General features: G+C 66.7%; 22 protein-coding genes and 2 tRNA genes. 13 read left to right on the top strand and 11 right to left on the bottom strand.

All coding sequences use genetic code 11. The annotated features are described in order from the left end of the window. The first annotated feature begins 50 nt into the window (after positions 1 to 50). The 5 genes from SPF06_RS12620 (at position 51) to SPF06_RS12600 (ending at position 5877) form a co-directional block, all read left to right on the top strand. On the top strand, positions 51 to 1061 hold the full coding sequence (locus tag SPF06_RS12620; RefSeq protein ID WP_323279423.1) for an ATP-binding cassette domain-containing protein: 1011 nt from the start codon (positions 51 to 53) through the stop codon (positions 1059 to 1061). Next, complete coding sequence (locus SPF06_RS12615; protein ID WP_323279422.1) at positions 1058 to 1834, top strand: ABC transporter permease; 777 nt, start codon at positions 1058 to 1060, stop codon at positions 1832 to 1834. The genes SPF06_RS12620 and SPF06_RS12615 overlap by 4 nt, the downstream gene beginning before the upstream one ends. A gap of 265 nt (positions 1835 to 2099) precedes the next feature. Beyond that, complete coding sequence (locus SPF06_RS12610; RefSeq protein ID WP_323279421.1) at positions 2100 to 3428, top strand: MFS transporter; 1329 nt, start codon at positions 2100 to 2102, stop codon at positions 3426 to 3428. Positions 3429 to 3505: 77 nt separating this feature from the next. Further along, a complete protein-coding gene (locus SPF06_RS12605) occupies positions 3506 to 4096 on the top strand; it encodes a TetR/AcrR family transcriptional regulator (RefSeq protein WP_323279419.1) in 591 nt (196 codons plus the stop codon). Between the two features lie 11 nt (positions 4097 to 4107). Continuing rightward, positions 4108 to 5877 carry a glycoside hydrolase family 3 protein gene (locus SPF06_RS12600; protein WP_323279418.1) on the top strand — a complete coding sequence of 590 codons (1770 nt, stop codon included), beginning with the start codon at positions 4108 to 4110 and terminating at the stop codon, positions 5875 to 5877. A gap of 63 nt (positions 5878 to 5940) precedes the next feature. Here SPF06_RS12600 and SPF06_RS12595 read toward each other — a convergent pair. The 11 genes from SPF06_RS12595 to dnaA all read right to left on the bottom strand — a co-directional run bounded on the left by SPF06_RS12595 (position 5941) and on the right by dnaA (position 17678). Then, positions 5941 to 6013: transfer RNA gene (locus SPF06_RS12595), tRNA-Ala, on the bottom strand. 15 nt (positions 6014 to 6028) lie between these two features. Continuing rightward, positions 6029 to 6148 (bottom strand): DLW-39 family protein, encoded by a 120-nt coding sequence (locus SPF06_RS12590; protein ID WP_323279417.1) that lies wholly within the window; start codon positions 6146 to 6148, stop codon positions 6029 to 6031. A gap of 30 nt (positions 6149 to 6178) precedes the next feature. Further along, a tRNA-Ile gene (locus SPF06_RS12585) sits at positions 6179 to 6252 on the bottom strand. A 60-nt stretch (positions 6253 to 6312) separates the two neighbouring features. Next, positions 6313 to 6906, bottom strand: a complete 594-nt coding sequence (locus SPF06_RS12580; protein ID WP_428985761.1) for a DUF3566 domain-containing protein — start codon at positions 6904 to 6906, stop codon at positions 6313 to 6315. Further along, a complete protein-coding gene (gene gyrA, locus SPF06_RS12575; protein ID WP_428985760.1) occupies positions 6903 to 9530 on the bottom strand; it encodes a DNA gyrase subunit A in 2628 nt (875 codons plus the stop codon). Before gyrA ends, SPF06_RS12580 begins: the two co-directional genes overlap by 4 nt. 48 nt (positions 9531 to 9578) lie before the next feature. Continuing rightward, complete coding sequence (gene gyrB, locus SPF06_RS12570) at positions 9579 to 11567, bottom strand: DNA topoisomerase (ATP-hydrolyzing) subunit B (protein ID WP_323279524.1); 1989 nt, start codon at positions 11565 to 11567, stop codon at positions 9579 to 9581. Between the two features lie 334 nt (positions 11568 to 11901). Continuing rightward, positions 11902 to 12447, bottom strand: coding sequence for a DciA family protein (locus SPF06_RS12565; RefSeq protein WP_323279415.1), 546 nt, complete (start codon positions 12445 to 12447; stop codon positions 11902 to 11904). Then, complete coding sequence (recF, locus tag SPF06_RS12560) at positions 12447 to 13751, bottom strand: DNA replication/repair protein RecF (protein ID WP_323279414.1); 1305 nt, start codon at positions 13749 to 13751, stop codon at positions 12447 to 12449. The genes SPF06_RS12565 and recF overlap by 1 nt, the downstream gene beginning before the upstream one ends. A gap of 26 nt (positions 13752 to 13777) precedes the next feature. Then, the gene (gene gnd / locus SPF06_RS12555; protein WP_323279413.1) at positions 13778 to 14662 is read right to left on the bottom strand and encodes a phosphogluconate dehydrogenase (NAD(+)-dependent, decarboxylating); all 885 of its coding nucleotides are present in this window, start codon (positions 14660 to 14662) and stop codon (positions 13778 to 13780) included. 34 nt (positions 14663 to 14696) lie between these two features. Next, positions 14697 to 15821 carry a DNA polymerase III subunit beta gene (gene dnaN, locus SPF06_RS12550; protein ID WP_323279412.1) on the bottom strand — a complete coding sequence of 375 codons (1125 nt, stop codon included), beginning with the start codon at positions 15819 to 15821 and terminating at the stop codon, positions 14697 to 14699. Between the two features lie 444 nt (positions 15822 to 16265). Continuing rightward, positions 16266 to 17678, bottom strand: a complete 1413-nt coding sequence (gene dnaA, locus SPF06_RS12545; RefSeq protein ID WP_323279411.1) for a chromosomal replication initiator protein DnaA — start codon at positions 17676 to 17678, stop codon at positions 16266 to 16268. A gap of 507 nt (positions 17679 to 18185) precedes the next feature. Here dnaA and rpmH point away from each other — a divergent pair. The 8 genes from rpmH to SPF06_RS12505 all read left to right on the top strand — a co-directional run bounded on the left by rpmH (position 18186) and on the right by SPF06_RS12505 (position 23811). Further along, positions 18186 to 18323 carry a 50S ribosomal protein L34 gene (gene rpmH, locus SPF06_RS12540; RefSeq protein WP_084249685.1) on the top strand — a complete coding sequence of 46 codons (138 nt, stop codon included), beginning with the start codon at positions 18186 to 18188 and terminating at the stop codon, positions 18321 to 18323. A 49-nt stretch (positions 18324 to 18372) separates the two neighbouring features. Further along, the gene (rnpA, locus tag SPF06_RS12535) at positions 18373 to 18759 is read left to right on the top strand and encodes a ribonuclease P protein component (RefSeq protein WP_323279409.1); all 387 of its coding nucleotides are present in this window, start codon (positions 18373 to 18375) and stop codon (positions 18757 to 18759) included. After that, positions 18743 to 19153 (top strand): membrane protein insertion efficiency factor YidD, encoded by a 411-nt coding sequence (yidD, locus tag SPF06_RS12530; RefSeq protein ID WP_323279408.1) that lies wholly within the window; start codon positions 18743 to 18745, stop codon positions 19151 to 19153. The genes rnpA and yidD overlap by 17 nt, the downstream gene beginning before the upstream one ends. 9 nt (positions 19154 to 19162) lie before the next feature. Beyond that, the gene (yidC, locus tag SPF06_RS12525) at positions 19163 to 20125 is read left to right on the top strand and encodes a membrane protein insertase YidC (RefSeq protein ID WP_323279407.1); all 963 of its coding nucleotides are present in this window, start codon (positions 19163 to 19165) and stop codon (positions 20123 to 20125) included. Between the two features lie 20 nt (positions 20126 to 20145). Then, complete coding sequence (locus SPF06_RS12520; RefSeq protein ID WP_428985764.1) at positions 20146 to 20730, top strand: Jag family protein; 585 nt, start codon at positions 20146 to 20148, stop codon at positions 20728 to 20730. Position 20731: 1 nt separating this feature from the next. Further along, on the top strand, positions 20732 to 21430 hold the full coding sequence (gene rsmG / locus SPF06_RS12515) for a 16S rRNA (guanine(527)-N(7))-methyltransferase RsmG (protein WP_428985759.1): 699 nt from the start codon (positions 20732 to 20734) through the stop codon (positions 21428 to 21430). 191 nt (positions 21431 to 21621) lie between these two features. Then, on the top strand, positions 21622 to 22536 hold the full coding sequence (locus tag SPF06_RS12510; RefSeq protein ID WP_428985763.1) for a ParA family protein: 915 nt from the start codon (positions 21622 to 21624) through the stop codon (positions 22534 to 22536). A gap of 57 nt (positions 22537 to 22593) precedes the next feature. Continuing rightward, positions 22594 to 23811, top strand: coding sequence for a ParB/RepB/Spo0J family partition protein (locus SPF06_RS12505; RefSeq protein WP_323279404.1), 1218 nt, complete (start codon positions 22594 to 22596; stop codon positions 23809 to 23811). The last annotated feature ends 2973 nt before the right edge of the window (positions 23812 to 26784 follow it).

The following is a 26784-nucleotide window of genomic DNA, read 5'->3' as shown; positions in this document are numbered from 1 at the left end:
CCATTGTAGTGCCGCCCCGTGGGAGGACCTTCGAGTCAAGGAACCCACCCATGTCACGACACTCCGTGCCGGGAAGCACCCCGGCGATCACCGCCGTCGACCTCGTCAAGACCTATCCGGGTCGACGCGGCAAGCCGCCGGTCAAAGCCCTCGATGGTCTGAGCTTCGGCGCCGCCGCGGGCTCGGTCTTCGGTCTCCTCGGCCCCAACGGGGCCGGCAAGTCCACCGCCGTCAAGATCCTCTCGACGCTCTCCCGCGCGGATTCGGGAATCGCCGAAGTCGCGGGCATCGACGTCGCGCGCCACCCAGAGAAAGTGCGCGCCTCGATCGGCTTCGTGGCACAGAAGTCGGTGTGCGATCCGATGGACACGGGCTACGAGAACCTCGTCCTCGCCGGGCGCCTCCAGGGCCTTGCCGGGAGCGAGGCAAAGACCAGAGCCCGCGAGCTCCTCGCCCGGTCCGCACTCACAGAGGCGAAAGACCGTCTCGTCAAGACCTATTCGGGCGGGATGGCCCGCAGACTCGACGTCGCCGTCGGCCTCGTGCACCGCCCCGCCGTCCTGTTCCTCGACGAGCCGACCACGGGCCTCGATCCCGAGGCGCGCGCGGACATGTGGGACGAGATCGAGTCGATGGCGTCCGCGGAGAGCATGACCGTGCTCCTCACGACCCATTACCTCGACGAGGCCGATCGCCTGGCCGCCGAGGTCGCGATCCTCGACGGCGGCCGCATCCTCGCGAGCGGAAGCCCCGACGAGCTCAAGCGCGAGCTGCGCGGCGATGCCGTCATCATCGGGGTCGCGCTCGACGCCGACCCTGCCCGAGCCAGGGGCGTCCTCGAGCGGATTCCCTCCATCTGGGAGGTCTCGTGCGACGCGCGGATCATCCGAGCGCGCACGGACGACGGCGCCGCCGCGCTCCCACAGGCCCTCGCGGCGCTTGACGCCGCGGGAGTCGCGGTCGCATCGGCGACCCTCGCCCGCCCGAGCCTCGACGACGTCTACCTACGCCACACCGGCCGCGCCTACTCGGCCGCAGACGCTCAGGAGGTGGCGGCATGAGCCTCGCCCTCACTCATACGGCCTTCCTCACGGCCCGGCTGCTCCGCGGCTTCTGGCGCATGCCGATGTACCTCGTCATGAACCTGGTCCAGCCCATGATCTGGCTCCTGCTCTTCGGGCAGCTGTTCAAGTCCGTCGCGGACATCCCGGGCTTCTCGAACGGGAGCTACGTGAACTTCATGACCCCTGGGATCGTCATGATGATGGCCCTCTTCGGCAGCGCGTGGGCCGGCACAACCTACATCCAGGACATGGACCGCGGCGTCATGGACCGCTTCCTGACGTCGCCCACGAGCCGCGGTGGACTCATGGTGTCGACGATGCTGTTCCAAGCCGTGCTCACAGTGATCCAGACGGCGGTCGTCCTGCCGATCGCGGGGCTCACCGGGGCCACGTATGACGGCGGCTGGCCGGGACTAGTCGTGCTCTTCGCCGCGGCGGTGCTCCTGACCTTCGTGTTCTCGGCCCTCTCCAACGCGGTGGCTCTGCTCGCCCGAGAGCAGACCGCGCTCATCGGCATCTCGCAGCTGCTCTCGTTCCCGCTCATGTTCCTGAGCTCAGCGATCATGGACACCCGGCTCTCACCGCAATGGGTGCGGGACGTGGCTCGATTCAATCCGTTCGAGTGGGCGGTCGCGGCGGGTCGCGGCGCGCTCGAGTCCTCGCCGGACTGGGCAAGCGTGTGGGGTCACCTCGGGCTCCTGGCGGCCCTCGCCGCCGTCATGGGAGGGCTCGCGACGGCGGCGTTCCGCGCCTACCAGCGCTCCGCCTAACCCGCCTGGCTTCTGCTGCCCTAAGCCGCTTCTCCGTGGGGAACCTCGCACGGAGAAGCGGTTCAAGGCAGCTGAAGCGAGGCGGAACATTGTCTTCATCTGTTGAACGCAGGGGTCGTGTCTCACGCTAAAAACTGATTAATGTTCAGTTTTTTCCCTGAAAACCCTTGTCTACCACACGCCGTTACCTTAACGTCTTGTATCCATGGGGCATCGGCACGCGATGGCGCGGCCGGAGCCGTGGTTCATCAATGGAGATCAAGCAATGTCAGAGCAGACACCCCTCGTCGGCCAACGTGGCTCCGGCGGACCCTTCGTCACTCTCGTCACCGGCACGGAAGGGCCCCGGCAGCGGGCACCGCGGTCCGTGGTCTACAGCATGGCGCTCGCGCAGTTCGGCCTGTTCGTCGCGCTGCTCGCGCCCGTGACCGTGAGCCTCGCGCTCAAGGTCCAGACCCTCATGCCCGCAGCCGACGCGGCCGCAGCGACGGGAGGCGTGCTGTCGGCGGCCGCGTTCGTCGCGCTTCTGGCCAACCCGGTGATCGGACGCCTCTCGGACCTCACACTCTCGCGCTGGGGCCGCCGTCGCCCGTGGATGTTCGGCGGTGCCGTCGGCTTCGTCGTCGCCCTCGCGATCGTCGCCCTCGCGCCGAGCGTTCCAGTTGTCCTCGCGGGCTGGGCCCTCGCCCAGCTCACGGGCAACATGATCCTCGCTCCACTCCTCACGACGATCGCGGACCAGGTCCCGGAAGAGCAGCGCGCAAGCGTCTCGGCCAACGTCGGCGTCATGCAGAACCTCGGCATCCTCGCCGCCGCCTACGTCGCGAGCTGGTTCGTGAGCAACATGCTCCTGCTGTTCGTCCTGCCCGCGGCCTTCGCGTTCCTCACCGTGGCGCTCTACTGCTTCGTGCTGCCGGACAAGCCGATCACGAAGCGCCCCGCCACGGGCGGCTGGAAGGTCTTCGTCATGACCTTCTGGGTGAACCCGCTCAAGCACCCGGACTTCGCGTGGGTCTGGATCTCGCGCTTCCTCGTGGTGCTCGCGATGTTCCTCTTCATCACGTTCCGCCTCTTCTTCCTCCAGAAGGAGGTCCACCTCGAGACGGGGCCCGCGGTCCAGGCACTCACGACGGGCGTGCTCATCAACACGATCGCCCTCGTGGTCTTCGCCAAGATCGGCGGGTGGCTCTCGGACAGGACGTCGAACCGCAAGGGCTTCGTCATCGCGGCGACCGCCGTGTTCGCGCTCGGCACAGCGCTCCTCGCGGTGACTCATGACATCGGGATGTTCTACGTTGTCGAGGCCGTCATGGGCATCGGCTACGGCGTCTACACCGCCGTCGATACCGCACTCGTCGTCGACGTCCTCCCCAACCCGGACGATTCGGCCAAGGACCTCGGCGTCCTCAACATCGCCAACGCCCTGCCGCAGTCCCTCGCGGGAAGCGTCGGCGCGATCCTCCTCGCGATGGGCGGCGGCACCGAGAACTACAGCGCGCTGTTTTGGGGAGCCGGCATCGTCGCATTCCTCGGCGCCGTCACGATCCTCCCGGTTCGCAGCGTCACCCGCCGGCACGCCGAAGGCCACAACTGAGTCACAGCGGACGGGGTGGACCCGCACCGGTCCACTCCGTCCGCTGAGGCATCGCCGGGAGCGGCAAGAATAGACGCATGAGCCGTCGACCGGGATCGTACACAAAGGGCGTCGCGAAGCGTGAGGAAATCCTGACCGCTGCGCTGCACGTCATCGCCGAGAAGGGGTACCGAGGAGCCTCGGTCCGGGAGATTGCTGAAGCCGCGGGCATCAGCCAGGCGGGAATCCTGTACTACTTCAGCTCGAAGGAAGAGCTTTTCGCCGAGATCCTCCGCAAGCGCGACGAAGTCGACACGGCCGCCTATGTGAACGACGTCCCCGGCCACTGGCTCGAGACCATGCTCCAGGTCATGCAGCACGGCACCGAAGTCCCGGGCCTCTCCCAGCTCTACGCCCAGCTCAGCGCCGAAGCGACCGATCCCGAGCACGCCGCCCGGCAGTTCTTCGCCAACCGGTTCGCGAAATTCGGCCAGGCGTTCGCCGACGATATCCGCGCCCAGCAGGCCGCGGGGACCATTTCCCCGGACCTCGACGCCGAGCGCTTCGGGCGCATCGCGATCGCCGTCGCGGACGGCATGCAGCTCCAATGGCTCATCGACCCGAGCGTCGACATGGTCGACCACATCCGCTACGCACTCGGTCTCCTCACGGGGAGGCCGACCGACTGAGAGAGAATTCCATGACGATCGACACCCGGTATCGCGACGCAGCGCTTCCGACGGCGCAGCGCGTCGACATCCTGCTCGCGCAGATGACGCTCGAGGAGAAGGCCGGCCTCTTCTTCCAGAACATGATCGCCATGGGCGACGGCGGTGCCCTCGCCGAGGGGAGCCCCGAGTTCAGCCTCCCCTCGACCGAGGACTACGTCGTCGGCCGCCACATGACGCATTTCAACCTCTTCGGTGCCGCACCCGACGCGCGGACGATCGCCGAGTGGCAGAACCGCGTTCAGGAGCTCACGGCATCAACCCGTCTCGGCATCCCCGTGACCCTCTCCACCGACCCGCGCCACTCGTTCACCGACAACCCAGGGACCGCGATGCTCGCCGGTCCCTTCTCCCAGTGGCCCGAGCCCCTCGGGCTCGCCGCCGCGGGGGACGCCGAGATGGCCCTCTGCTTCGGCGACACCATCCGGCAGGAGTACACCGCCGTCGGCCTCCGCGTGGCCCTGCACCCGCAGATCGACCTCGCCACCGAACCGCGCTGGGCCCGCCAGGTCGGGACCTTCGGCCAGGACGCCGACCTCACGGCGCGGCTCGGCGTCGCCTACATCCGGGGTCTTCAGGGGCAGGCGCTCGGACCCGAGTCGGTCGCCGCGATGGTCAAGCACTTCCCGGGCGGCGGGCCGCAGAAGGACGGCGAGGATCCGCACTTCGCGTACGGGCGCGAGCAGGTCTACCCGGGCAACAACTTCGACTACCACCTCAAGCCCTTCGAAGCGGTCATCGAGGCCGGCGCGAGCCAGATGATGCCGTACTACGGCATGCCGGTGGGCACTGAGTTCGAGGAGGTCGGGTTCGGCTTCAACAAGTCCGTCATCACGGCGCTCCTGCGCGAGCGGTACGGCTTCGACGGCATCGTGTGCACCGACTGGGGCCTCATCACCGATTCGGTCATCGCGGGGGATCCGTTCCCGGCCCGTGCGTGGGGCGTCGAACACCTCACGCCGGGCGAGCGCATGATCAAGGCCCTCGAGGCGGGCGTCGATCAGTTCGGCGGCGAAGCCGATCCGAGCCTTCTCGTCGAGCTCGTGCGGTCGGGCGCCGTCACGGAGGATCGCCTCGACGTCTCGGCGCGCCGCCTCCTGCGGGAGAAGTTCGTGCTCGGCCTCTTCGACAGCCCGTACGTGGACCCGGACCGCGCGGAACGGACCGTCGGCAGCGCGGGTTTCCGCGCGGCAGGCAACGCCGCCCAGCGCGCCTCGGTGACCATCCTCACCAATCAGGCGAACGACGACGGCGCAACGCTGCCGCTCGCGCGCGGGCTCCGGATCTACGCCGAAGGGTTCCAGCCGGGGGCTCTCGCTGCGTACGGCGTGCAGGTCGAGACTCCGGAGGACGCCGACGTCGCGATCCTCCGCGTCGCCGCCCCGTTCGAGAAGCGCGCCACGACGTTCGAGAACTTCTTCCACGCCGGCTCGCTCGAGTTCCCCGCGGACGAGGCCGAACGCATCCTCGCGATCGCCCGGGCGGTCCCGACGGTCCTTGACGTGTTCCTCGAGCGGCCAGCGATCCTCACGCCCTTCGTCGAGTCCGCCGCCGCGCTCGTCGCCGACTTCGGGGCGTCCGGCGAGGCGCTCCTCGACGTGCTCTTCGGCGTCGTGCCGCCCCGCGGGCGCCTCCCGATCGAGCTCCCGTCGAGCATGGCCGCCGTCGAGGCCTCCCGCCCCGACGTGCCGTCGGACACCGCGGACCCGCTGTTCCCGTTCGGCCATGGGCTGACGTACTGAAACCCACCTGCGGGGCAGGAACGAAAAAGGGTCCCAGCACCTTCCGGTGCTGGGACCCTGTCGTGGAGGCAAGGGGACTCGAACCCCTAACCCCCTGCTTGCAAAGCAGGTGCGCTACCAATTGCGCCATGCCCCCGAGAATCCGGGGAAGCTAGTCGACGGAGTCCGTCGTCGAGCTCCAGACCTTCTTCTGGGCTTCGGATTCCTGGATCTTCCGGACAAGAAAGGCACCCGCGAGAGCTGCAATTGCCACAGCAATCAGCTTCTTCACGGGCACCTCCTATCGGAAAACAGGTTTCCGTGGGCGTACCAGGACTTGAACCTGGGACCTCTTCGTTATCAGCGAAGCGCTCTAACCGCCTGAGCTATACGCCCTTGTGGCCTTGGGCCGAGATATGACTTTACAGCACCGCGGGGCCACCGGCCAAATCGGGATCAGTCGTCCGTGAGGGTCACTCCGATGCCGCCGACGAGGGCGGCCGAGATGTTGTACAGGACCGCCGTGAGCATCGAGAGCGCCGTGAGCAGCACGACGTTGACGACGGCGATGATCGTCGCGAACGAGGCGACCTGCCCGAGGGAGGCGATCTTCTTGAGGTCGAAGCCCCCGCTCTCGGAACCGGCAACCTCGCCGAGGAGGCCATTGATCTTGTCGAAGATGCCGGTCACGTCGAGGACCATCCAGAGCACGATGGCCGCGACAACCGTGACGATGCCGAGCGCAACGGAGAGCAGGAAGGACATCTTGAGCACGGACCACGGGTCGACCTTGCTCACAAGGAGCCGGGCGCGCCGCTGCTTGGCCTTCGGGGCCGGGCGCACCAGGCCCTGCGTCGGGGCGCCGCCCAGGGGAGCCCGCTGCTGGGTGGGCCGAGGAGCCGGACGCTGCTGCGTCGTCGTCGGACCTTGGGCGCCACGCGGCTGGGAGTTGACGGACGACGACGGCGCCGCACCCGGCCGCTGAGGGGGCCGAGCCGGTGGGGTCACCTGAGGGTACCCGCCACGGGCCTCATTCTCGGGCGTGCTCACTCGTTACCTCCGGGGTTCTCGACAGAGTCTCCGGTCAACGTTACGGCATCCGGCGCTTCCGTGCTGGGGCCGTCGGCTCCGGCACCGCCCTCACCGCCGTCCTCGTCCGGATCGTCGGCGAGCCCGCGCTCGGTGTTCTTCGCGACCGCGATGATGCGGTCGCCCCTGTCCGGCTTCGCGAAAATGACGCCCATCGTGTCGCGTCCGGTGGCCGGCACTCCGGACACGGCGGAGCGGACCACCTTGCCGCCCTCCATGACGACGAGCACCTCGTCCTCGTCATGCACGATGAGCCCGCCCATGAGGTGACCGCGGCCCTCCTGGTACTTGCCGACCTTGATGCCCAGGCCGCCACGGCCCTGCCGCCGGTACTCCTCGACAGCCGTCTTCTTGGCATACCCGGCTTCGGTGACGATGAAGACGTACGAGTCGTCGGTCACGACGTCCGCGGTGAGGAGCTCGTCGTCGTCCCTGAACTTCATGCCGGTCACGCCGCTCGTCGCACGGCCCATGGGGCGTAGTGCGTCGTCGTCAGCCGTGAAGCGCACGGACTGCCCGTGGCGAGAGACGAGCATGAGGTCGTCGGTCTCGGAGACGAGCTGAGCCGAGACGAGCTCGTCGCCGTCGCGCAGGTTGATCGCGATGACGCCGGCCGTGCGGTTCGTGTCGTAGTCCTCGAGGCGGGTCTTCTTGACGAGACCGCTCTTCGTGGCGAGCACGAGGTACGGGGCCTGCTGGTAGTCGCGCAGGTCGAGGACCTGGGCAATCCGCTCGTCGGGCTGGAACGCGAGGACGTTCGCGACATGCTGGCCCTTCGCGTCGCGGCCGCCCTCGGCGAGCTCGTACGCCTTGGCCCGGTAGACGCGCCCGAGGTTCGTGAAGAACAGGAGCCAATGGTGCGTCGTCGTGACGAAGAAGTGCTCGACGACGTCGTCCCCGCGCAGCTGCGCCCCGCGGACGCCCTTGCCGCCGCGGTTCTGCTGCCGGTACTGGTCGCTGCGCGTGCGCTTGACGTAGCCGCCGCGCGTGATGGTGACGACCATTTCCTCTTCGGGGATGAGGTCTTCGACGCTCATCTCGCCGTCGAAGCCCGCAAGGATGCGCGTGCGGCGGTCGTCGCCGTACTTCTCGACGATCGCGGCGAGCTCCTCGGAGATGATTGTGCGCTGGCGCGCAGGGTCGAGGAGGATCGCGTTGTACTCGCGGATCTGGGCCTCAAGCTCGTCGTTGCGGTCCTGGATCTTCTGCCGCTCGAGGGCCGCGAGCCGGCGGAGCTGCATGTCGAGGATCGCTCGGGCCTGAAGTTCGTCGATGTCGAGGAGCCCCATGAGGCCGTCGCGGGCCTCCTCGGCGGTGGGGGAGCGGCGGATGAGGGCGATGACCTCGTCGAGCATGTCGAGGGCCTTGAGCAGGCCGCGGAGGATGTGGATCTCCTCCTCGGCCTTGCGGAGCCGGAACCGCGTGCGGCGGACGATGACATCGATCTGGTGCGTGACCCAGTGGCGCACGAACGCGTCGAGCGAAAGGGTGCGCGGCACCCCGTCGACGATCGCGAGCATGTTCGCCGCGAAGTTGTCCTGGAGCTGCGTGTGCTTGTACAGGTTGTTGAGCACGACCTTCGCGACGGCGTCCCGCTTGAGGACGATCACGAGGCGCTGGCCTGTGCGGCCTGAGGTCTCATCGCGCAGATCGGCGATGCCGGCCAGCTTGCCGTCCTTGACGAGCTCTGCGATCTTCATCGCGAGGTTGTCCGGGTTCGCCATGTAGGGGAGTTCCGTGACCACGAGGCACGTGCGGCCCTGGATCTCCTCGACGTTGACGACGGCGCGCATCGTGATCGAGCCACGACCGGTCCGGTACGCGTCTTCGATGCCGCGGTGGCCCAGGATCGTCGCCCCCGTGGGGAAGTCGGGGCCCTTGATGCGCGCGAGGAGCGCGTCGAGGAGTTCCTCGCGCGTCGCCTCGGGGTTCTGGAGGTACCACTGGACGCCGTCGGCCACTTCGCGCAGGTTGTGCGGCGGGATGTTGGTGGCCATGCCGACGGCGATGCCCGAGGAGCCGTTGACGAGCAGGTTCGGGAACCGCGCCGGCAGGATCGTCGGCTCCTGGTTCTTGCCGTCGTAGTTGTCCTGGAAGTCGACGGTCTCCTCGTCGATATCCCGGACCATCTCCATGGCGAGCGGCGCCATCTTGGTCTCGGTGTACCGAGGGGCGGCGGCGCCGTCGTTGCCGGGGGAGCCGAAGTTCCCCTGGCCAAGCGCGAGCGGATACCGCATGACCCAGTCCTGGATGAGCCGCACGAGGGCGTCGTAGATCGCCATGTCACCGTGCGGGTGGTACGTGCCCATGACGTCGCCGACGACGCGCGCGCATTTGTTGAAGCCACGGTCAGGGCGGTAGCCGCCGTCGAACATCGCGTACAGGACGCGGCGGTGAACCGGCTTGAGGCCGTCGCGCACGTCCGGCAGCGCGCGGCCGACGATGACGGCCATCGCGTAGTCGAGGTAGGAGCGCTGCATCTCCGTCTGCAGGTCCACCTGCTCAACGCGGTCGATCACCGTCCCCTCGGCCATGAGCTCGCCGTCGGGGCCGACGCCGGGGTTCTCGGGGGTCTCGTCGCTCACAGAAAGTCTCCTCTAGTTGCTCTGGATCGTCGTTGCCGGAGGGCCGGCTCAGATGTCCAGGAAGCGGACGTCCTTGGCGTTCTGCTGGATGAAGTGCCGGCGGGACTCGACGTCGTCGCCCATGAGCACGGAGAACGTCTGGTCCGCGGCCGCGGCGTCCTCCATCGTGACCTGCAGGAGCGTGCGGTGGTCTGGGTCCATCGTCGTGTCCCACAGCTCGGTGTAGTCCATCTCGCCGAGACCCTTGTAACGCTGGATCCCGTTCTCCTTGGGCAGGCGCTGCCCGTTGGCCACGCCGAGGCGGATCGTCTCGTCCCGCTCCCGGTCGCTGTAGACGTAGTCGTGCGCGTGGTTGGACCACTTGATGCGATAGAGCGGCGGCTGCGCGAGGTACACATAGCCGTTCTCGATGAGCGGGCGCATGTAGCGGAAAAGGAGCGTCATGAGCAACGTCGTGATGTGCTGGCCGTCAACGTCGGCATCGGCCATGAGCACGATCTTGTGGTACCGCAGCTTCGCGATGTCGAAGTCCTCGCCGATGCCCGTGCCGAATGCCGTGATCATCGACTGGATCTCGGCGTTGCCGAGCGCCTTGTCGAGGCGGGCCCGCTCGACGTTGAGGATCTTCCCGCGCAGCGGCAGGATCGCCTGCGTCTTGGGGTTGCGGCCGCGCTTGGCAGAGCCGCCTGCGGAGTCGCCCTCGACGAGGTACACCTCACACTCGGACGGATCCTTGGAAGAGCAGTCCGAGAGCTTGCCCGGCATGCCGAAGGACTCGAGCGGGCTCTTCCGCCGGGCGTTATCGCGCGCCTTGCGCGCCGCCATGCGTGCCTGGGACGCCTGGATCGCCTTGCGGATGACGTCGCGGGCCGGCCCCGGGTTGCGCTCGAACCAGTCGCCGAGCTGATCGGTCACGACGCGCTGGACGAAGCCCTTCGCGTCCGAGTTGCCGAGCTTGGTCTTCGTCTGGCCTTCGAACTGCGGCTCGGCGAGCTTGATGCTGACGACGGCGGTGAGCCCTTCGCGGACGTCGTCGCCGGTGAGGTTCTCTTCCTTCTCTTTGAGGATGCCCTTCTCGCGCGCGTAGCGGTTGACGAGTGAAGTCATCGCGGCGCGGAAGCCCTCCTCGTGGGTGCCGCCCTCATGCGTGTTGATCGTGTTCGCGTACGTGTGCACCGACTCGGCGTAGGCGGTGGTCCACTGCATCGCGATCTCGAGGGCCATCTTCTTCTCGTCGTCGACGGTGTCGAACGCGATGACTTCCTCGTGGATGACCTCGATCTTCTTCGAGGAGTTGAGGTGCTTGACGTAGTCGAGGAGGCCGTCGTCGTACTTGTAGTCGACTGTGCGCGGCTCGGGCGCGTGCTCGCCGTCGTCGCCCGCGATCTCCTCTTCGTCGACCTGGTCCGAGCGCTCGTCCGTCAGGGTGATCCGCAGGCCCTTGTTGAGGAAGGCCATCTGCTGGAAGCGCGCGCGGAGCGTCTCGAAGTCGAACTCGGTGCTCTCGAAGATCGCCGGATCCGGGTAGAACGTCTGGATCGTGCCGGTCGCGTCGGTGGCCTCGCCCTGCTCGAGGCTGCCCACCGGCTGCCCGCCGTCGCGGAAGGACATACGCCACACGTGGCCCTGGCGGAGGACTTCGGTGTCGACTCGCGTCGAAAGGGCGTTGACCACTGAGATCCCGACGCCGTGCAGGCCGCCCGAGACCGTGTACCCGCCGCCGCCGAACTTGCCGCCCGCGTGCAGGATCGTCATGACGACCTCGACCGTGGGCTTGCCCTCAGTCGGATGGATGTCCACGGGGATGCCGCGGCCATTGTCCTCGACGCGCACTGCCCCGTCGCGCTGGAGCGTCACCTTGATGTGATCGCAATAGCCGGCGAGGGCCTCGTCGACCGAGTTGTCCACAACCTCATAGACCAGGTGGTGCAGGCCGCGTGGACCCGTGGATCCGATGTACATGCCGGGGCGTTTGCGGACGGCTTCGAGGCCCTCGAGCACGGTGATGCTGCTCGCCCCATATTCCTTGGGTGCCATCGCCTCGGGCGTCGGTTCGGATGCTGTGGCACCGTCCCCGTTCGACACGTTCGCTCCGCTCTCGTCAGACACAGGCGGTCTCTACCCCTCTTCAGTAGACAGGCTTATCGCGTCAATTCTACCGGTTGGTTCGCGGAATCCCGGTCAGCGCGCCAGTGGGTGCCCATGGGAGGCCCGCAACGGCCCGAATGGCGGCTCATGGGGACCCCGACCAAGGGGGAGTGTGGCTCCCGCCCCGCGAACGGCCCAGACAGCGCATTCCCGGCTTCGGCCCCATACCAGTCACTCGGCCGTTGCGCCAGTCCCCGCTGGGCCGCGCTCTCCGGGGGTCGCGTCAGCCGTAAGTGTCGCGCGGCCCCCGGCCGCGCACATGCCGCGCGCCCTTGCGCCAGCTCGGCGCGGCCGGCCCGAGCACGTGAAGCGAGCGGACGACGTCGGGACCCAGTTCACGCGCGAAGCGGTCGAGGAGCGCCGTGCTGAGCAAGCGGAGCTGCGTGGCCCACGCCGTCGAATCGCACCTCACGCGAAGCGTCGTGTCCTCGAAGCTCTCCGGCGTGCAATGGGCCGCGACCTCGGGCCCCACGAGCTCGGGCCACCGCGCGATGACCGATCCGACCGCGACGGGGGAGGACCATCCGCGATCGGCGACCATGCGGCTCATGACGCTGCCGAGGCCCTGCGGGTCCCGGCCGCTGTACCCCTCCGCGGCGCCAGCGCCCCGGCGTCGCCCTCCCTGCCTCGCGCCGCTCCCGCCCGAAGCCGGCCCCACGAGCGAACCGGACGTCCGCGTGCGGACCTCGCCGCGTGCCTCGGCCGCCTGACGGACCCGGTTGAGCGCGGCCTGGGCTGCGTCGACTTCCTCGCGCGGCTCGTCGGCCATCATCCACCCGCCGGGCCTGCGCCGGTTCCTTCGTCGATTCCGCCCGGCACCACCCTGATGCGGCGGCCCGCAAGCTCGGCCGGGATGTCGCCGTCGACGGCTGCCGTGACGATGACCTGCTCGGCGTGCGCGACGATCGCCGCAAGCCGCGCGCGGCGGGCCGTGTCCAGTTCGGCGAACACGTCGTCGAGGATGAGGATGGGCTCGTCGCCCTCGACCGCGGAGTCGTCGAGCATGACGTAGTAGGACGCGAGCCGGAGCGCGAGCGCGAACGACCATGTCTCGCCGTGCGACGCAAAGCCCTTCGCGGGCGCATGGCCGAGGAGCAGCTCGAGCTCGTCGCGATGCGGGCCCACGAGCGAGAGCCCGCGCTCGAGCTCAGCCGGCCGCGCTGCCGCAAGCGCCGAGAGGTAGAGCTCCGCGAGCTCGTCGACCGAGAGGGTTTCGAGCGCGCCGCCGGCGGGTGCGCTCCCGGCAGGAGCGGACGACGGCGCCGCGTCGCCGGCGGTGGCGGACTCGCCTTCGGAGGGCGTCCGGCCGTCGAAGGGGGGCGATCCGTCGTCGTCCGGCACGAAGCCGGTGATCGACGAGCGATAGGCGAGCTCCGCGGGCTTCGAGCCGTCCGTGAGCTGCTCGTAGGCCTTCGCGACGTGGGGCCGCAGCCGCTCGACGAGCTCGAGGCGAGCCGCGAGGAGCTGCGCCCCGATCCGGGCGAGGTGCTGGTCCCACACGTCGAGCGTCGAATCGACAGTCGCACCGTGGCCATCGGGGACCCGCGCGCCCCGCGAACGCGACGTGCGGGCCGATTTGAGGAGGGCGTTGCGCTGCTTGAGGACGCGCTCGTAGTCCGCCCGCGTCCCGGCATGCCGCGGAGCAAGGACCGTGAGGAGCTCATCGAGGAAGCGGCGCCGCGCGGACGGATCGCCCTTGACGAGCGCGAGGTCCTCGGGCGCGAAGAGGACGGTCCGCGCGATTCCGAGGATCTCGCGCGCGCGCCGGGGGGCGCCGCGGTTGATCCGGGCGCGGTTCGCCTTCCCGGGATTGATCTCAAGCTCGAGCTGGGAGCGCTGCACGCCGCGGACGAAGCCCGCCCGCACGAAAGCCTGCGTCGAGCCGAAGCGCACGAGGGGCGCGTCAGAGGAAACCCGATGCGAGGAGAGCGTCGACATGAGTCCGAGGGCCTCGACGACGTTGGTCTTCCCCACGCCATTCGGCCCGACGAGCACGGTCGGGCCCGGTTCGAGGTCGAGCTCGAGCTGGGGGTAGCTCCGGAAGTCCGTGAGCGAGAGTCGTTCGACGTACACGCGGAACTAGAGCCCCTTCCCCTGCGCTACTTGGCGGGACGCGTGGCGTGCCCGCCGAACTGGTGGCGCAGGGCCGAGACCATCTTCATGGCAGGGGAGCTGTCCTCGCGGGACTCGAAACGCGCGAAGAGAGCGGCCGTGATGGCTGGCGCGGGGACCGCGTTGGCGATCGCCTCCTCCACGGTCCAGCGCCCTTCGCCCGAGTCCTCGACGTAGTCGTCGATGTTCTCGAGGCCCGGGTCCTCCTCGAGCGCCTTCACCAGGAGGTCGAGCAGCCACGACCGCACGACGGTGCCCTTCTGCCACGCGCGGAACGTACCGGGGAGATCCGTGATGATGTCCTTCGCAGCGAGGAGCTGATACCCCTCGGCATAGGACTGCATGAGCCCGTACTCGATGCCGTTGTGGACCATTTTCGCATAGTGGCCCGCGCCGATGCCGCCCACGTGGACGAAGCTGTCCGCGCGCTCGCCCTTGGGTCGGAGCGCATCGAAGATCGGCATGGCAGTCTCGACATCCTCCGCCGCGCCGCCGGCCATGAGCCCGTAGCCGTTCTGGAGGCCCCACACGCCACCGGACACGCCGCAGTCGACGAAGCGGATTCCCTCCTCGGCAAGCTGCGCGGCGTGGCGCTGGTCCTCCGTGAAGCGCGAGTTCCCGCCGTCGATCACGAGATCGCCGGGGGAGAGCTTCTCGCCGAGCTCCGCGACGACCTTGTCGGTGACCTCGCCCGCGGGGACCATGACCCAGACGACGCGCGGAGCCGGCAGCGTGCCGATGAGCTCGTCGATCGTGGCAACGTCCGAGACATCCAGATTGCGGTCGAATCCCGTCACGTCGAGGCCGCCACGCCGCGCGCGCTCGCGCATGTTGAAGCCCATCTTGCCAAGGCCGATCAATCCGAAGTGCATGCTCGTCCTTTCGACGATTGAGGGCTCAGCCGGGTCAGTTGGGGAGGCGCACGGGCATGACGAGGTAGCGGTAGTCCGTCTCGTCGTCGCCGTCGAGCTCCTTCTGCGCCGTGATCATCGCCGGCTTCGGGGCGCTCGTGAAGGAGAACCTCACGAACGGGGTCTCGATGACGCTGAGCCCCTCGATGAGGTAATGCGGGTTGAACGCGACGGTGATCTCCTCACCGGTCAGCTGGGCTTCGAGCTCTTCGGAGGCCTGGGCGTCCTCGCCCGTGCCGGCATCGAGCATGACGAGCCCTTCGCTGAACGCGAGGCGCACTGGGGTGTTGCGCTCGGCAACGAGCGAGACGCGACGGACGGCCTCGACGAGCTCTTGCGTCGCGACGATCGCGTGGATCGGGGTGCTGTCCGGGAAGAGCGAGCGGATCTTGGGGTAGTCGCCGTCGACGAGGAGCGACGTCGTGGTGCGGCCGCCGCTTTCGAAGCCGATGAGGCGCGAGTCGTCCTGGGCGAGGGCGATGTTGAGCTCGCCCGATCCGCCGAGGGTCTTGGCCACTTCGTTGAGGGTCTTCGCCTTGACGAGCGCGCTGGTCGAGACGCTTGGGGTGACGGGCTTCCACGCGATTTCCCGCAGGGCGAGCCGGTAGCGGTCGGTTGCGAGGAGCGTGATGAGGCCGTCCTCGAACTCCATGCGGACGCCCGTGAGGATCGGCAGCGTGTCGTCCTTGCTCGCCGCGATGATCACCTGGGAGACGCCCTTTGCGAACGAGTCCCCGGACACGGCGCCCGTGATGGTCGGAAGCTCGGGAAGCGGCGGGTATTCGCCTTCGGGCATGGTGGCGAGGTGGAACGAGCTCCGACGGCACGTGAGCGTCACCTTGGAGCCGTCGGTCTCGACGTCGACCGGTGCGGCGGGAAGGCTTCGGCAGATGTCTGCCAGGAGGCGGCCGGAGACGAGGATCGTTCCTTCGGCGCCGATTTCGGCGGGGATCTCAAGCCGGGCTGAAGTCTCGTAGTCGAAGCTGCTGAGGCTCACGACGCCGTCGTGCGCCCTAAGCAGGAGACCGGACAGGACAGGCACCGGCGGCCTGGGGGAGAGCGACCGTGCCGCCCAGCTCACAGCCTCGGTGAGGACATCCCGCTCGACTCGGAACTTCACGGAAGGGTTCCCGCCTTTCAACGATTCGTGCGTCCCAGCGCGCACTGCCCACAGCTTAGCCGCAAGTTCCTCGGGGCGTTCAACGGGCTGGCGATTTGCTGGGACAGCGCGGGGTGGGCGTGAGGAGGACGGGTTCCTGTTGTCTAGCTGTTCACGGAATTTTTGGGATTTGTGGTGTTAATAACTGCTGTGGAAACTGTGGAAAAGCGCTTTCCGAGCTGATGGATGGCGGGTTCAGGGTGTTCACGAGTTGTTGACCCAGTGCGGACGAACGCACGTGACGCTGTGGATCTCCGGATTCTTGTCATTCAACTCCTCCACAGGACGCGTGTGAGTTTTAAGCCCATGCGGGAGACATGTGCACTTAACTGCCCACAGGGTTGTCCACAGGGTGCTGTTAATAAGGAATGACAAGAAGCGCGAGCGTGGCCGGCCGGCCTCGGCTCACGCCCCGCGCTGGGCCTGCTTGATCTTGTTCGTGAGCTCGGTGACCTGGTTGAAGATCGCCCGGCGTTCGGCCATGAGCTCGCGGATCTTCCGGTCCGCGTGGATGACCGTCGTGTGGTCGCGGCCGCCGAGCACCTGTCCGATCTTGGGCAGGGACATGTCCGTGAGCTCCCGGCACAGGTACATCGCGATCTGGCGGGCCGTTACGAGCGTCCGCGTGCGCGACTTCGAGTTGAGCTCCTCGACCGTGAGCTTGAAGTACGCCGCCGTCTCCTGGAGGATCTGGTCGGCCGTGATCTCGAGCGCCGAGTCGTCCGTGATGAGGTCCTTGAGCACCATCTCGGCCAGGGCGACGTCGACGGGCTGCTTGTTGAGGCTCGCGAACGCCGTGACGCGGATGAGCGCGCCCTCGAGTTCGCGGATGTTCGATGCGATGCGCGACGCGATGTACTCGAGCACGTCGTCCGGCGCGTAGAGGCCCTCGCTGTTGGCCTTCTTGCGGAGGATCGCGATACGCGTCTCGAGGTCCGGCGGCTGGATGTCGGTCAGGAGGCCCCACTCGAAGCGAGACTTCATGCGGTCCTCGAAGCCGTGCAGCGCCTTCGGCGGCTGGTCCGAGGTGATGACCACCTGCTTGTTGCTGTTGTGCAGCGCGTTGAACGTGTGGAAGAACTCTTCCATCGTTCCCGTGCGGCCCGCGAGGAACTGGATGTCGTCGATGAGCAGGAGATCCACGTTGCGGTAAGTGGTCTTGAAGCTCGTGCCCTCGTCGTCGCGGATCGAGTTGATGAAGTCGTTCGTGAACTCCTCGGAGTTCACATAGCGGACGCGGATGCCCGTGTAGAGCCGGCGAGCATAGTGGCCGATCGCGTGCAGGAGGTGCGTCTTGCCGAGCCCTGAGTCGCCGTAGATGAAGAGCGGGTTGTACGCCTTCGCGGGAGCTTCGGCGACGGCGACAGCGGCCGCGTGAGCGAAGCGGTTCGAGGCGCCGATGACAAACGTGTCGAACGTGTACTTGGGGTTGAGACGGCCGAACTCCTGCGACGTGCTGGGCGGCGTCGGCGCGGGGCGGACGTCCGGGACCGGCTCGGGGCGCTTGATGGGCTCGAATACCTCTTCGCGCACGGGCACGAGCTCGGTGTCGACGTCGATCGCGCACCGGATGTCCTCCGAGAAGACCGAGCGGAGCGCGGTGTCAAGCGGTTCTTTGAGCTGGGACTGGAGAACTTCGCGCGTGAGCTCGTTGGGGACGGCGACCAAGAGCGTCGAGCCGATGAGGCCCTGAGCCTGCGCGAGGACTACGAATCCGCGCTGCCTCGGGCTGACCCGATCGTCCTCCTCGAGCAGGCGCACGACGCGCCGCCACGAACTGCCAACGGTGTTGGCTTCGTTCGCCTCGTCAGTTCCCATGTGCCCTTCTTGCCCCTCGATGCCCGTGCTCTCTCTGTTGCTGCGCAACCACCGTTGTCCACACGGCTATCCACACATGAGCGTGGGGTGCATTGAGCAAGCCTAGAGGACGGAGAAACCAGATGAGAACTGGGAACGGCCCTGCTGTGAATTACACTGATGGAGTTCGCCCTGCGAACCGTGCAAGCTCGCTGTCCACAGGCTCGGAGTGCAGTTCGCCACAGCTGGGGACAACGAACTGAGAGTCGGCTCCTGCCGTATTTTGGCGACCCCTCGGTTTGACGTGCGAGTTTGACGGCTGCGCCGTCTTTGCCCTAACGTCGTTAAGTCCTTTGTGTCTGCCTACTGGTCCTGTCGCATGCCCTCGGACGCCTCGGCTCAGCCCTGAAAGCTGGCGCGCGGCGGCCGGCATGAGGCGCGGCGGGGCGGCAGGCACCGCATATACGCGTCCGCCTGGCTCAACCGTGCCATCCGGGTGAGGCGCCGGAACCCACTGGAGTGACCACCGTGAGCAAGCGGACTTTTCAGCCGAACAACCGCCGTCGTGCCAAGAAGCACGGCTTCCGCCTTCGCATGCGCACCCGCGCCGGCCGCGCCATCCTGGCTGCCCGTCGCTCCAAGGGCCGCGCAGAGCTTTCGGCCTGAGACTGGCCTAACCCCGGTCTGCGGGTGATGCAGCCTTAAAGGAGCTCCCGTGCTTCCCGCCCGCAACCGGCTGCGCACTAGCGTCGACTTTTCGCACACCGTACGTTCCGGCGTCCGCCAAGGGCGCCGGAACGTCGTGTTGTATGCGGCTCTTTCGGACGACGACGGCGCGCCGTCGCGGTTCGGGTTCATCGTCTCGAAGGCCGTGGGGAACGCCGTCACCCGCAACCTCGTTAAGAGGAGGCTGAGGGAAGCCGGTGCGGAGACGCTCCGGGAGAGGCCGACGGGCGTCGACATCGTCGTACGGGCTCTTCCCGCCGCGGCGTCCGCCGACTGGTCCTCCCTTCGAAGCGACTACGTCTCGGCTCTGCGGGGAGCGGTGCGGAAGCTCGCTACAGGGTCGCGACAGGAGGAAGTCAATGGCAGCGGTGAGTGACGCCCCGCGGGGAGTTGCCCCGCTGGGCTGGGTCGCCGTCGTCGGACGCCTTGTGTGGAATCTCCCACGCAACGTGCTGATCCTGCTGCTCAAGGCCTATCGGCTGCTCGTCTCGCCCCTGTACGGGCAGGTCTGCCGGTTCTTCCCGTCCTGCTCCGCATATGCGCTCGAAGCCGTCACAGTTCACGGGGCTGTGCGAGGATCGTATCTGGCGGTGCGTCGGCTTGCGCGCTGCCACCCCTGGAATTCCGGCGGTCTGGATCCGGTGCCCGACGGGCATCGGCACTGGCCTGCCGGCCGCACGCCGCGGATCGTGGTGCTCAATCACCCGGACCGCTACTGGAAGGACGAGCCCGCCACCGGCGGCCCTGCCAGCTTGAGACACGAGGATTAGGGAAACAACATGGACCCTCTGGGGACAATACTCCTGCCCTTTGAATGGCTGGTCTCCTTCGTCATGGTGGCCTTCCACGAGGCGTTTTCGTTCATCGGCCTGCCGCCTGGAAGCGGCTGGACGTGGACCTTCTCGATCATCGGCCTCGTGCTCGTGATCCGCGGCGCCCTCATCCCGGTCTTCGTCCGGCAGATCAAGGCCCAGCGCGGCATGCAGCTGCTCCAGCCGGACCTGCAGAAGCTCCAGGCCAAGTACAAGGGCAAGACGGACCAGCTTTCGCGGCAGGCCATGGCCCAAGAGCAGATGGCGCTGTACAAGAAGCACGGCACCAACCCGTTCTCGGCCTGCCTGCCGCTGATCATCCAGATGCCGTTCTTCTTCGGCCTCTTCCGCGTGCTTTCCAACGTCAGCGGCGCTCAGGCCAACAACCCCGGCATCGGCGCCCTGACCCCGGACCAGGTCAACCAGTTCCACAACTCGAGCATCTTCGGGGCGCCGCTCTCCGCGTCGCTTCTGCACGGCGGCGGCGGGGACGCCGTCGTCGTCGCGGTGCTCTCGATCCTCATGATCGTGGCGATGACCGCCTCGCAGTTCATCACGCAGAAGCAGATCATGGCGAAGAACATGTCCGAGGCCGCGATGGCGAGCCCGTTCATGCGCCAGCAGAAGATCCTCCTTTACATCCTCCCGCTCGTCTTCGGCATCGGCGGGATCAACTTCCCCATCGGCGTCCTCATCTACTGGACCATCAGCAACCTCTGGACGATGGGGCAGCAGTTCTACGTGATCCGGCGCATGCCCGCGCCCGGCTCGCCCGCTGCGAAGGCGCTCAACGAGCGCCGCGCCGCGAGGGGCCTCGCACCGATCGACGTGACGACGGGAAAGGCGATGAAGCCTGAGGACATCCCGCCACCCCCTGAACCCAAGGGCCAGCGTCAGCAGCCGCAGCGCAAGAACCGGAGGAAGAAGTGACCCCCGCCGAGACCACCGCAGTGAATGGAACAGACGACAGCCTCGAGTGGGAGAACGCCCACGAAGACGGTGCCGCAGAGGATGCCGAGGAGACGGCCGCTGACGGCGGCGCCGACGAGGAGGCCGACGAGACTCCCGTGAGCCGCCTTGAAGAAGAGGGCGACGTCGCTGCCGACTATCTCGAGGAGCTCCTCGACATCGCGGATATCGATGGCGACATCGACATCGAGGTGCGCGGCGGCCGGACCTATCTCTCGGTCATCGGCGACGAGAGCGCCGAAGGCCTTGAGACCCTCGTGGGCAGCGGCGGCGAGGTGCTCGAAGCCCTTCAGGAGCTGACCCGGCTCGCTGTGCTCTCGCAGACCGGCACGCGTTCGCGCCTCGTCCTCGACATCAATGGCTACCGCGGCGAGCGGACCAAGTACCTCCACTCGATCGCCGAGGATGCCGTCGCGAAGGTCAAGGCCGATGGGGCCGCTGTACATCTCGAGCCGATGAGCTCGTACGAGCGCAAGATCGTCCACGATGTCGTGGCCGATCTCGGCTACGCGAGCGAGTCCGAAGGCGAAGGCGCCAAGCGCCACATCGTCGTCTCGACCGACTGACGTGGGGGAGGAACGAACGGCTCCCGCCGCGGGGGGCGCCGAGGGAACGGACGACGGCGGTCTTCCGGAGTTGACGGGGGCCGAGCTCGCGGCCGCGGAGAAGCTCTTCGGTGAGCGGCTCGGGCTTGCGCGACGCTACGTCGAGCACCTCGCGACGTCGGGCCTTGAGCGGGGCCTGATCGGACCGCGCGAGGTGCCGCGGCTCTGGAGCCGCCACGTGCTCAACTGCGCGGTGATCGAATCCGAGTTCACGCACGGAGCCCTCGTGGCCGACGTCGGGAGTGGAGCCGGCCTCCCGGGCCTGTGTCTCGCGCTCGCCCGCCCGGATCTCACGCTCATCCTCATCGAGCCGCTCGAGCGCAGGGTTGTCTGGCTCGAAGAGGTCGTTGACGATCTCGGCCTGACCAACGTCCGCGTCTTCCGCATGCGGGCCGAACAGGCCGTCGACCTCGTCAACGCCGATTACGTGACCGCGCGTGCGGTCTCGGCGCTTGCCACACTCATTCCCATCACACTGCCGCTCCTGGGCGGTTCGGGCACTCTCGTCGCCATCAAGGGCCGCAGCGCCGCCGAGGAAATCGAGAAGGCGGCCAAAGCGATCAAGAAGCATCGCGGCCGCAATCCCCACGTGCGCGTGCTGGGGGAAGGGCTTCTCGAGGAGCCGACGACGGTCGTGCGGATCGACGTCGGCGCACTCTGATCCGGGGAAGGGCAGAGCCTACCCGCTAGGCTAGAGTGAGGAGACGTACGCGAACCGGGAGTGAGTGAACAGTGAGCAGAGACGAGTCATCGGCTCAGCGGATTCCGCCCTTCGTATCGCTGGGGCCAGCACGCTCGTCAACGGTCGCACCTTCTCCCTCCTCTCAAGCGGCTGAGGTTGATTCCAAGCCTCTGCGCGGTCCCGCCGATGCTTCGTCGTCAGGAATCAGCATCGACGAGGCGAGTCCCATCGGGAGCCAGCTCGCGAACGAGACCAAGCGGCGCGAGCGGCTCAGCCAGCGGGCGCTCCGCAAGCCGAGTGCCACGAGGGTCTTCACGGTGTCGAACCAGAAGGGCGGCGTCGGGAAGACCACGACCACGGTCAACATCGCCGCGGCGCTTGCGGCCTCGGGCCTCAACGTCCTCGTGATCGACATCGATCCCCAGGGCAACGCGTCGACTGCCCTCGGGATCGAGCACCACGCGGATGTCGAAAGCATCTACGACGTGCTCATCAATGATCTGGCTCTTGCCGACGTCGTGCGTCCGTGCCCGGATGTCGAGCGGCTCGAATGCGCGCCGGCCACGATCCACCTCGCCGGCGCCGAAATCGAGCTCGTCTCGCTCGTTGCCCGTGAGCAGCGGCTGCGGCGTGCGATCGACAACTATGCGAAGGAACGCGCCGACCAGGGCCTCGAGCGGCTCGACTATATCTTCATCGACTGCCCGCCGAGCCTCGGCCTTCTCACCGTCAACGCCTTCTGCGCTGCCACGGAGGTGCTCATCCCCATCCAGTGCGAGTACTACGCGCTCGAGGGCCTCAGCCAGCTCCTCAACAACATCGGGATGATCCAGAAGCACCTCAATGGGGATCTGCGCGTCTCCACGATCTTGCTGACGATGTACGACGGCCGCACGAATCTCGCCGCCCAGGTTGCCGCCGAAGTGCGCGAGCATTTCCCGGACCAAGTTCTCGAGGCAGTCGTGCCCCGTTCCGTCCGCATCTCGGAGGCGCCAAGCTACCAGCAGACGGTCATGACGTATGACCCGTCGTCGACCGGGGCACTTTCCTATTTGGAAGCCGCGGCCGAAATCGCCGAGCGTTAGTTCTTACACATAGGTCACACCCTCCGGTGACGAGGGTTCGAGGGAGGAAGTCCGCGCATGAGCGAGAAGCGCCGAGGCCTGGGCCGTGGCCTGGGGGCTCTGATTCCGAGTTCCGCCACTGCCGTGGGTGGGACTGCGGCACCGTCGCGTCCGGTTGACCTCTTCTTCCCCGAGTCGCGCACACCGGGTGGGACACGCGAGCCTGCGGACGAGACCCCTCCCACGGGCTCGGAGACCGTGGCTGGCGCTGTCTCCGTTCCATCCGGCGAAGGGCGGACGACGGCGGCGGATGTCGCGGCCGCTGCGGAGGACTCGGAGCGTCCGACGGCGGAACCCTCTCCATCTGCTTCGAAGGGCTCGGGCGGCCGTAACGGTTCGACCGCCCGACGCAAGGGTGCGCCGGCCAAGTCTGCATCGTCGGCTGTCGATGCGGGCGAGGATGAGCTTGATCTCGTTGAGGTCCCCGGCGCGCAGTTCGCCGAGCTTCGCGTCGACGACATCCATCCGAACCGCAAGCAGCCGCGCAGCGTCTTCGATGAGGACGAGATGGCGGAACTCGTCCACTCCGTGCGCGAGATCGGCATTCTCCAGCCGATCGTTGTTCGTCGATCAACCGAATCCGGTAGTGAAACGTACGAGCTTGTCATGGGCGAGCGTCGTTGGCGCGCGGTTCAGCAGGCCGGGCTTGGGACAATCCCTGCCATCATTCGCGACACGAGTGATGACGACCTCCTGCGTGATGCTCTCCTCGAGAACCTTCACCGCAGTCAGCTCAATCCGCTCGAAGAGGCGGCGGCGTACCAGCAGCTTCTCGAGGACTTCGGGACGACCCACGAGGAGCTCGCCGATCGGATCGGTCGTTCGCGTCCGCAGATCTCGAACACGATTCGCCTCCTTCGGCTTCCCCCTCTTGTCCAACGACGCGTTGCGGCCGGGGTCCTGACGGCGGGTCATGCTCGGGCCCTGCTTTCCCTACCCGATGCGGGTGCCATGGAGCGGGTGGCGCAGCGCATCGTGGCTGAGGGCCTTTCGGTCCGTGCGACCGAAGAGGCGGTTGCGCTGTACCAGGAGCCGGACGAGCCTCGACGAAACAACATTCCCAAGCCGAATGCGCGCCACGAGCGTCTCGATTTCTTGGCATCTACGCTTGCGGATCGTCTCGATACCAATGTGAAGATCACGCTGGGCGCCCGCAAGGGCCGCGTGAGCATCGAGTTCGCGAGCGTCGAGGATCTCAACCGCATTATGGGTGTGCTGAATCCCGGGGCTGAGTAGTTCTCGTTCTCCTTACTGAACAATGGCCTCGTCCTAGTGGGCGAGGCCATTGTCGTGCATGGCTAGGTTTATCGAGGTCCGGTCTCTGGCGATTGCTCTGTCACTTCGGCTCCCTGAGCGGCGCCGAGTGGTTGGTATTCCTTGCTACGCCGGAATGGTTGATTGGGGTCCGGAAGTGCGGGGCGCACAGTTTCGCCGCCAATGTTTCACGTGAAACCGAGCACGCAGCGCTTGCCTACTCGCTGGGCGTACGTCGCCGTCGTCGTTTGGCGACATTTCCGAGAGCCCCAGCTGTACGTCACCTCTCTAGAGGTGGAATTCCGCTAGATAGCTTGCACTGGTGACGACCTGCCGTCGAACCGATGACCGGTGACCACTCAAGGATGTTCGGCGCCAAAACGCTACTTGTTTTAGCTCTCTTACCACCGCGACGGCTTCTGGTGCACCTGGGAACCCATGGGGCGGACCGATGTGGTGTTCGACGACCTTCCAACCAATGGGGGCGGGTTCCAATGCTGAGACCCGGGATTGCCCTGCGGTTGTTCACGGTGGGATTCTGTGAGGCTTGCGATCGGCCCTCCCGCCTGTTTGTACGTTCCAGCTAGTCGGCATCTTGGTGCTACACCTTTGAACCGAGCCGGGCCCCCAGTGCGCCATTCATTCCATGCCTGCCGCCTGGTGGGTTCACGTGCCTCGCGTTGACGGCCCGAATCATTGGCTGCCGTCGAGAAGTGGTTCCAACATATGCATTTGAAGAACATGCGACGATCGAGCATCGTGTTCTTGATGTGGGCGAGCGAATCCCCTGAGCCGGGAAGTGGCGTTGCTCGTTCAGGCTGACAGTGCCGTGAAAATCGTTGGAAGTCTGCCGCGCATTTTGTTCTGAAGCAGCCGCGGCCATTATCCACAGCAGCGGTTGGGTAGTGAGGTGCGACAGTGAGCGACATGGGGGATTGCACACAGCGGTTTGGTGCGGCGGGGCTTGGCAAACACAGTGGTGCGGAAGTTGGAGGCAGTAGGCGTAGGTCGTGCACCAGAAGGAGGGAGATGGGACTTGGCGCTGCGAAAGGATGCGCCAGTCGGAACTGTGCGGCGCGGCGCCAGGCGGGTGGGGGGTCTGGATCTTGCGCAAGCTGGAGTAGTCGCACCTGCGTGAAGCTCAAGCAGTCTTGGTCGGGCCTGTGTGATGGGCAAGCACTGGGTAGCTGAGCAGTGGTGGCGCGCATGCAGGCGATGGACGGACAACAGGTGTGGTCGTGAAGTGAGCTAGGTTCTGGGCAGAAGCGGTGTGGCGGCACTGGCAAGGCGTGAATAGCGGTCGCGTCTCGCGGCAATAGGGCATCGGACCGCCCCAAGTAGTGGCAGGAGCACGAACGACCCTCTCTCATTCTGCAGCTGGCCATGGTGACTGCTTTGGTGAGTCCGGATCGACGACACTCGGATTGAGATCGCCGTACGGCGGTGGTTGGAGGCCGGATGGAGCCCATGACTTGGCGCTGGAGATGAAGGATGTCAATCGTCTGTGTGCAGCGGATAGCGGATAGTGAATCCAGCGAACTCGTGAGGTGCGTGGATGGCAGGTTGCCCGTCTACGACGGGCACCGCGGTATCGGTTTGAACAGTGTCGGTGAGGTACGGCGGCCGGCTGGGCTCGGCCCCAGCTGGCTGGGATGGGCCCGGCTGGCTGAGCACGGCCCCGGCTGTCCGGATTGGCCCGTGGTTGGCGTTAAGTCGAGTGGCATTGACTGGCCCCGTTGACGGGCGCCGCCCGTAGGGATGACGAGCGAGGGCCGCAGGTGTGAGTGCGGCGTGAATGCAGGAGTTCCAGTGTCTCGTGAGTTCCTGGGTCTCGGGCTGTCGACCACGTTGCTTCCGGACTCTCGCGCCGGACCGCCGTCCCCTCGGCCACCGGTGAGAAGTTCGGAGTTGTGGAAGGGTGTGGACCTCCACCGGGCGCGTCCCGCATGGCCTGTCATGTCACGGTTGCAGTGTCAGGCAACGCGGTCGTTTGGGACGGCCTCCGTGGGTCGATGTTTCACGTGAAACATCGGCGGCGGCCGGCATCGAGCCGAAGGCTCAGCAATGACCGCGTGCCCGCGGTCTGATCCGGCAGGATCCAATTCGGGTAGCTGCCGTCGCGCAAGGGCTCGCACCGAGACACGCAGGCCGGCTTCCCGCCAAAGTGATTCGGCCAACGCATGTGGATTTCGGTGTGGATAACTCGGTCTCACCTTCTCCAGAGTCCGCGCGCCGTCTGTGGATAAACTGCCCGCTGGATGCTAGGTATGCGTAGTGCGGACTCTTGTCCGGTGGGTCGTCTTCGGCGCATCGCCGGCCACTGCGGTCCGAATTCCGCGATGTCGATCCCTCCATCAGGTCGCATGGTCACAGCCTAGTGAGCATTTCGACCCTGGAAATGCGCGTTTGTCCAACGACGGCGATGCCTGATCAGCAAACCGTTCGCCACGCGCACAACAGTCGACTGCTTCCACCAGCATGGGGTTCACGTTGGAGCGAACTCCTCGCGCGATTGGGGTGCTGATCGGCGTCACGCTATCCACATGAATCTTCCTATGGCTGTGGATAAGTGCTGTGGATATCCGTGTGGACAACTGTCACAAAAGGTGTCCCTTCTCCGTCATGAATGTCAATGAGGAACTGGTGAATCAAGAACCTTTGCGCCGGGCCGGATCACCCAGGCCTGCGACCATCCGTGTGTAGGGCGACCGAGCCCCGTCTGTGGACGGCGCGCTTTCGGGGGAATTGGCTGCCGGGGAGGAATGATCGGATATGGATGGGGGCGACATGAGTCGTGCTCTGCTCGCGTTCCTGCGCGGTGGAGGCGAGCTCCCATGCGGGGGATTGGAGACGTTCGCTCAGCGCAAGCGCGGGATGCCGCTTGCGAGGAGGCCCCTCATATGGGCACCGCCCAGTCGGACGTAGCGCCAGGCAATGCGAATTGGCACTCAGACT

Origin of the sequence: Sinomonas terricola (assembly GCF_034931225.1) — a bacterium.
GTDB lineage: Bacteria > Actinomycetota > Actinomycetes > Actinomycetales > Micrococcaceae > Sinomonas > Sinomonas terricola.
This window is presented reverse-complemented; position numbering and strand designations above follow the sequence as displayed.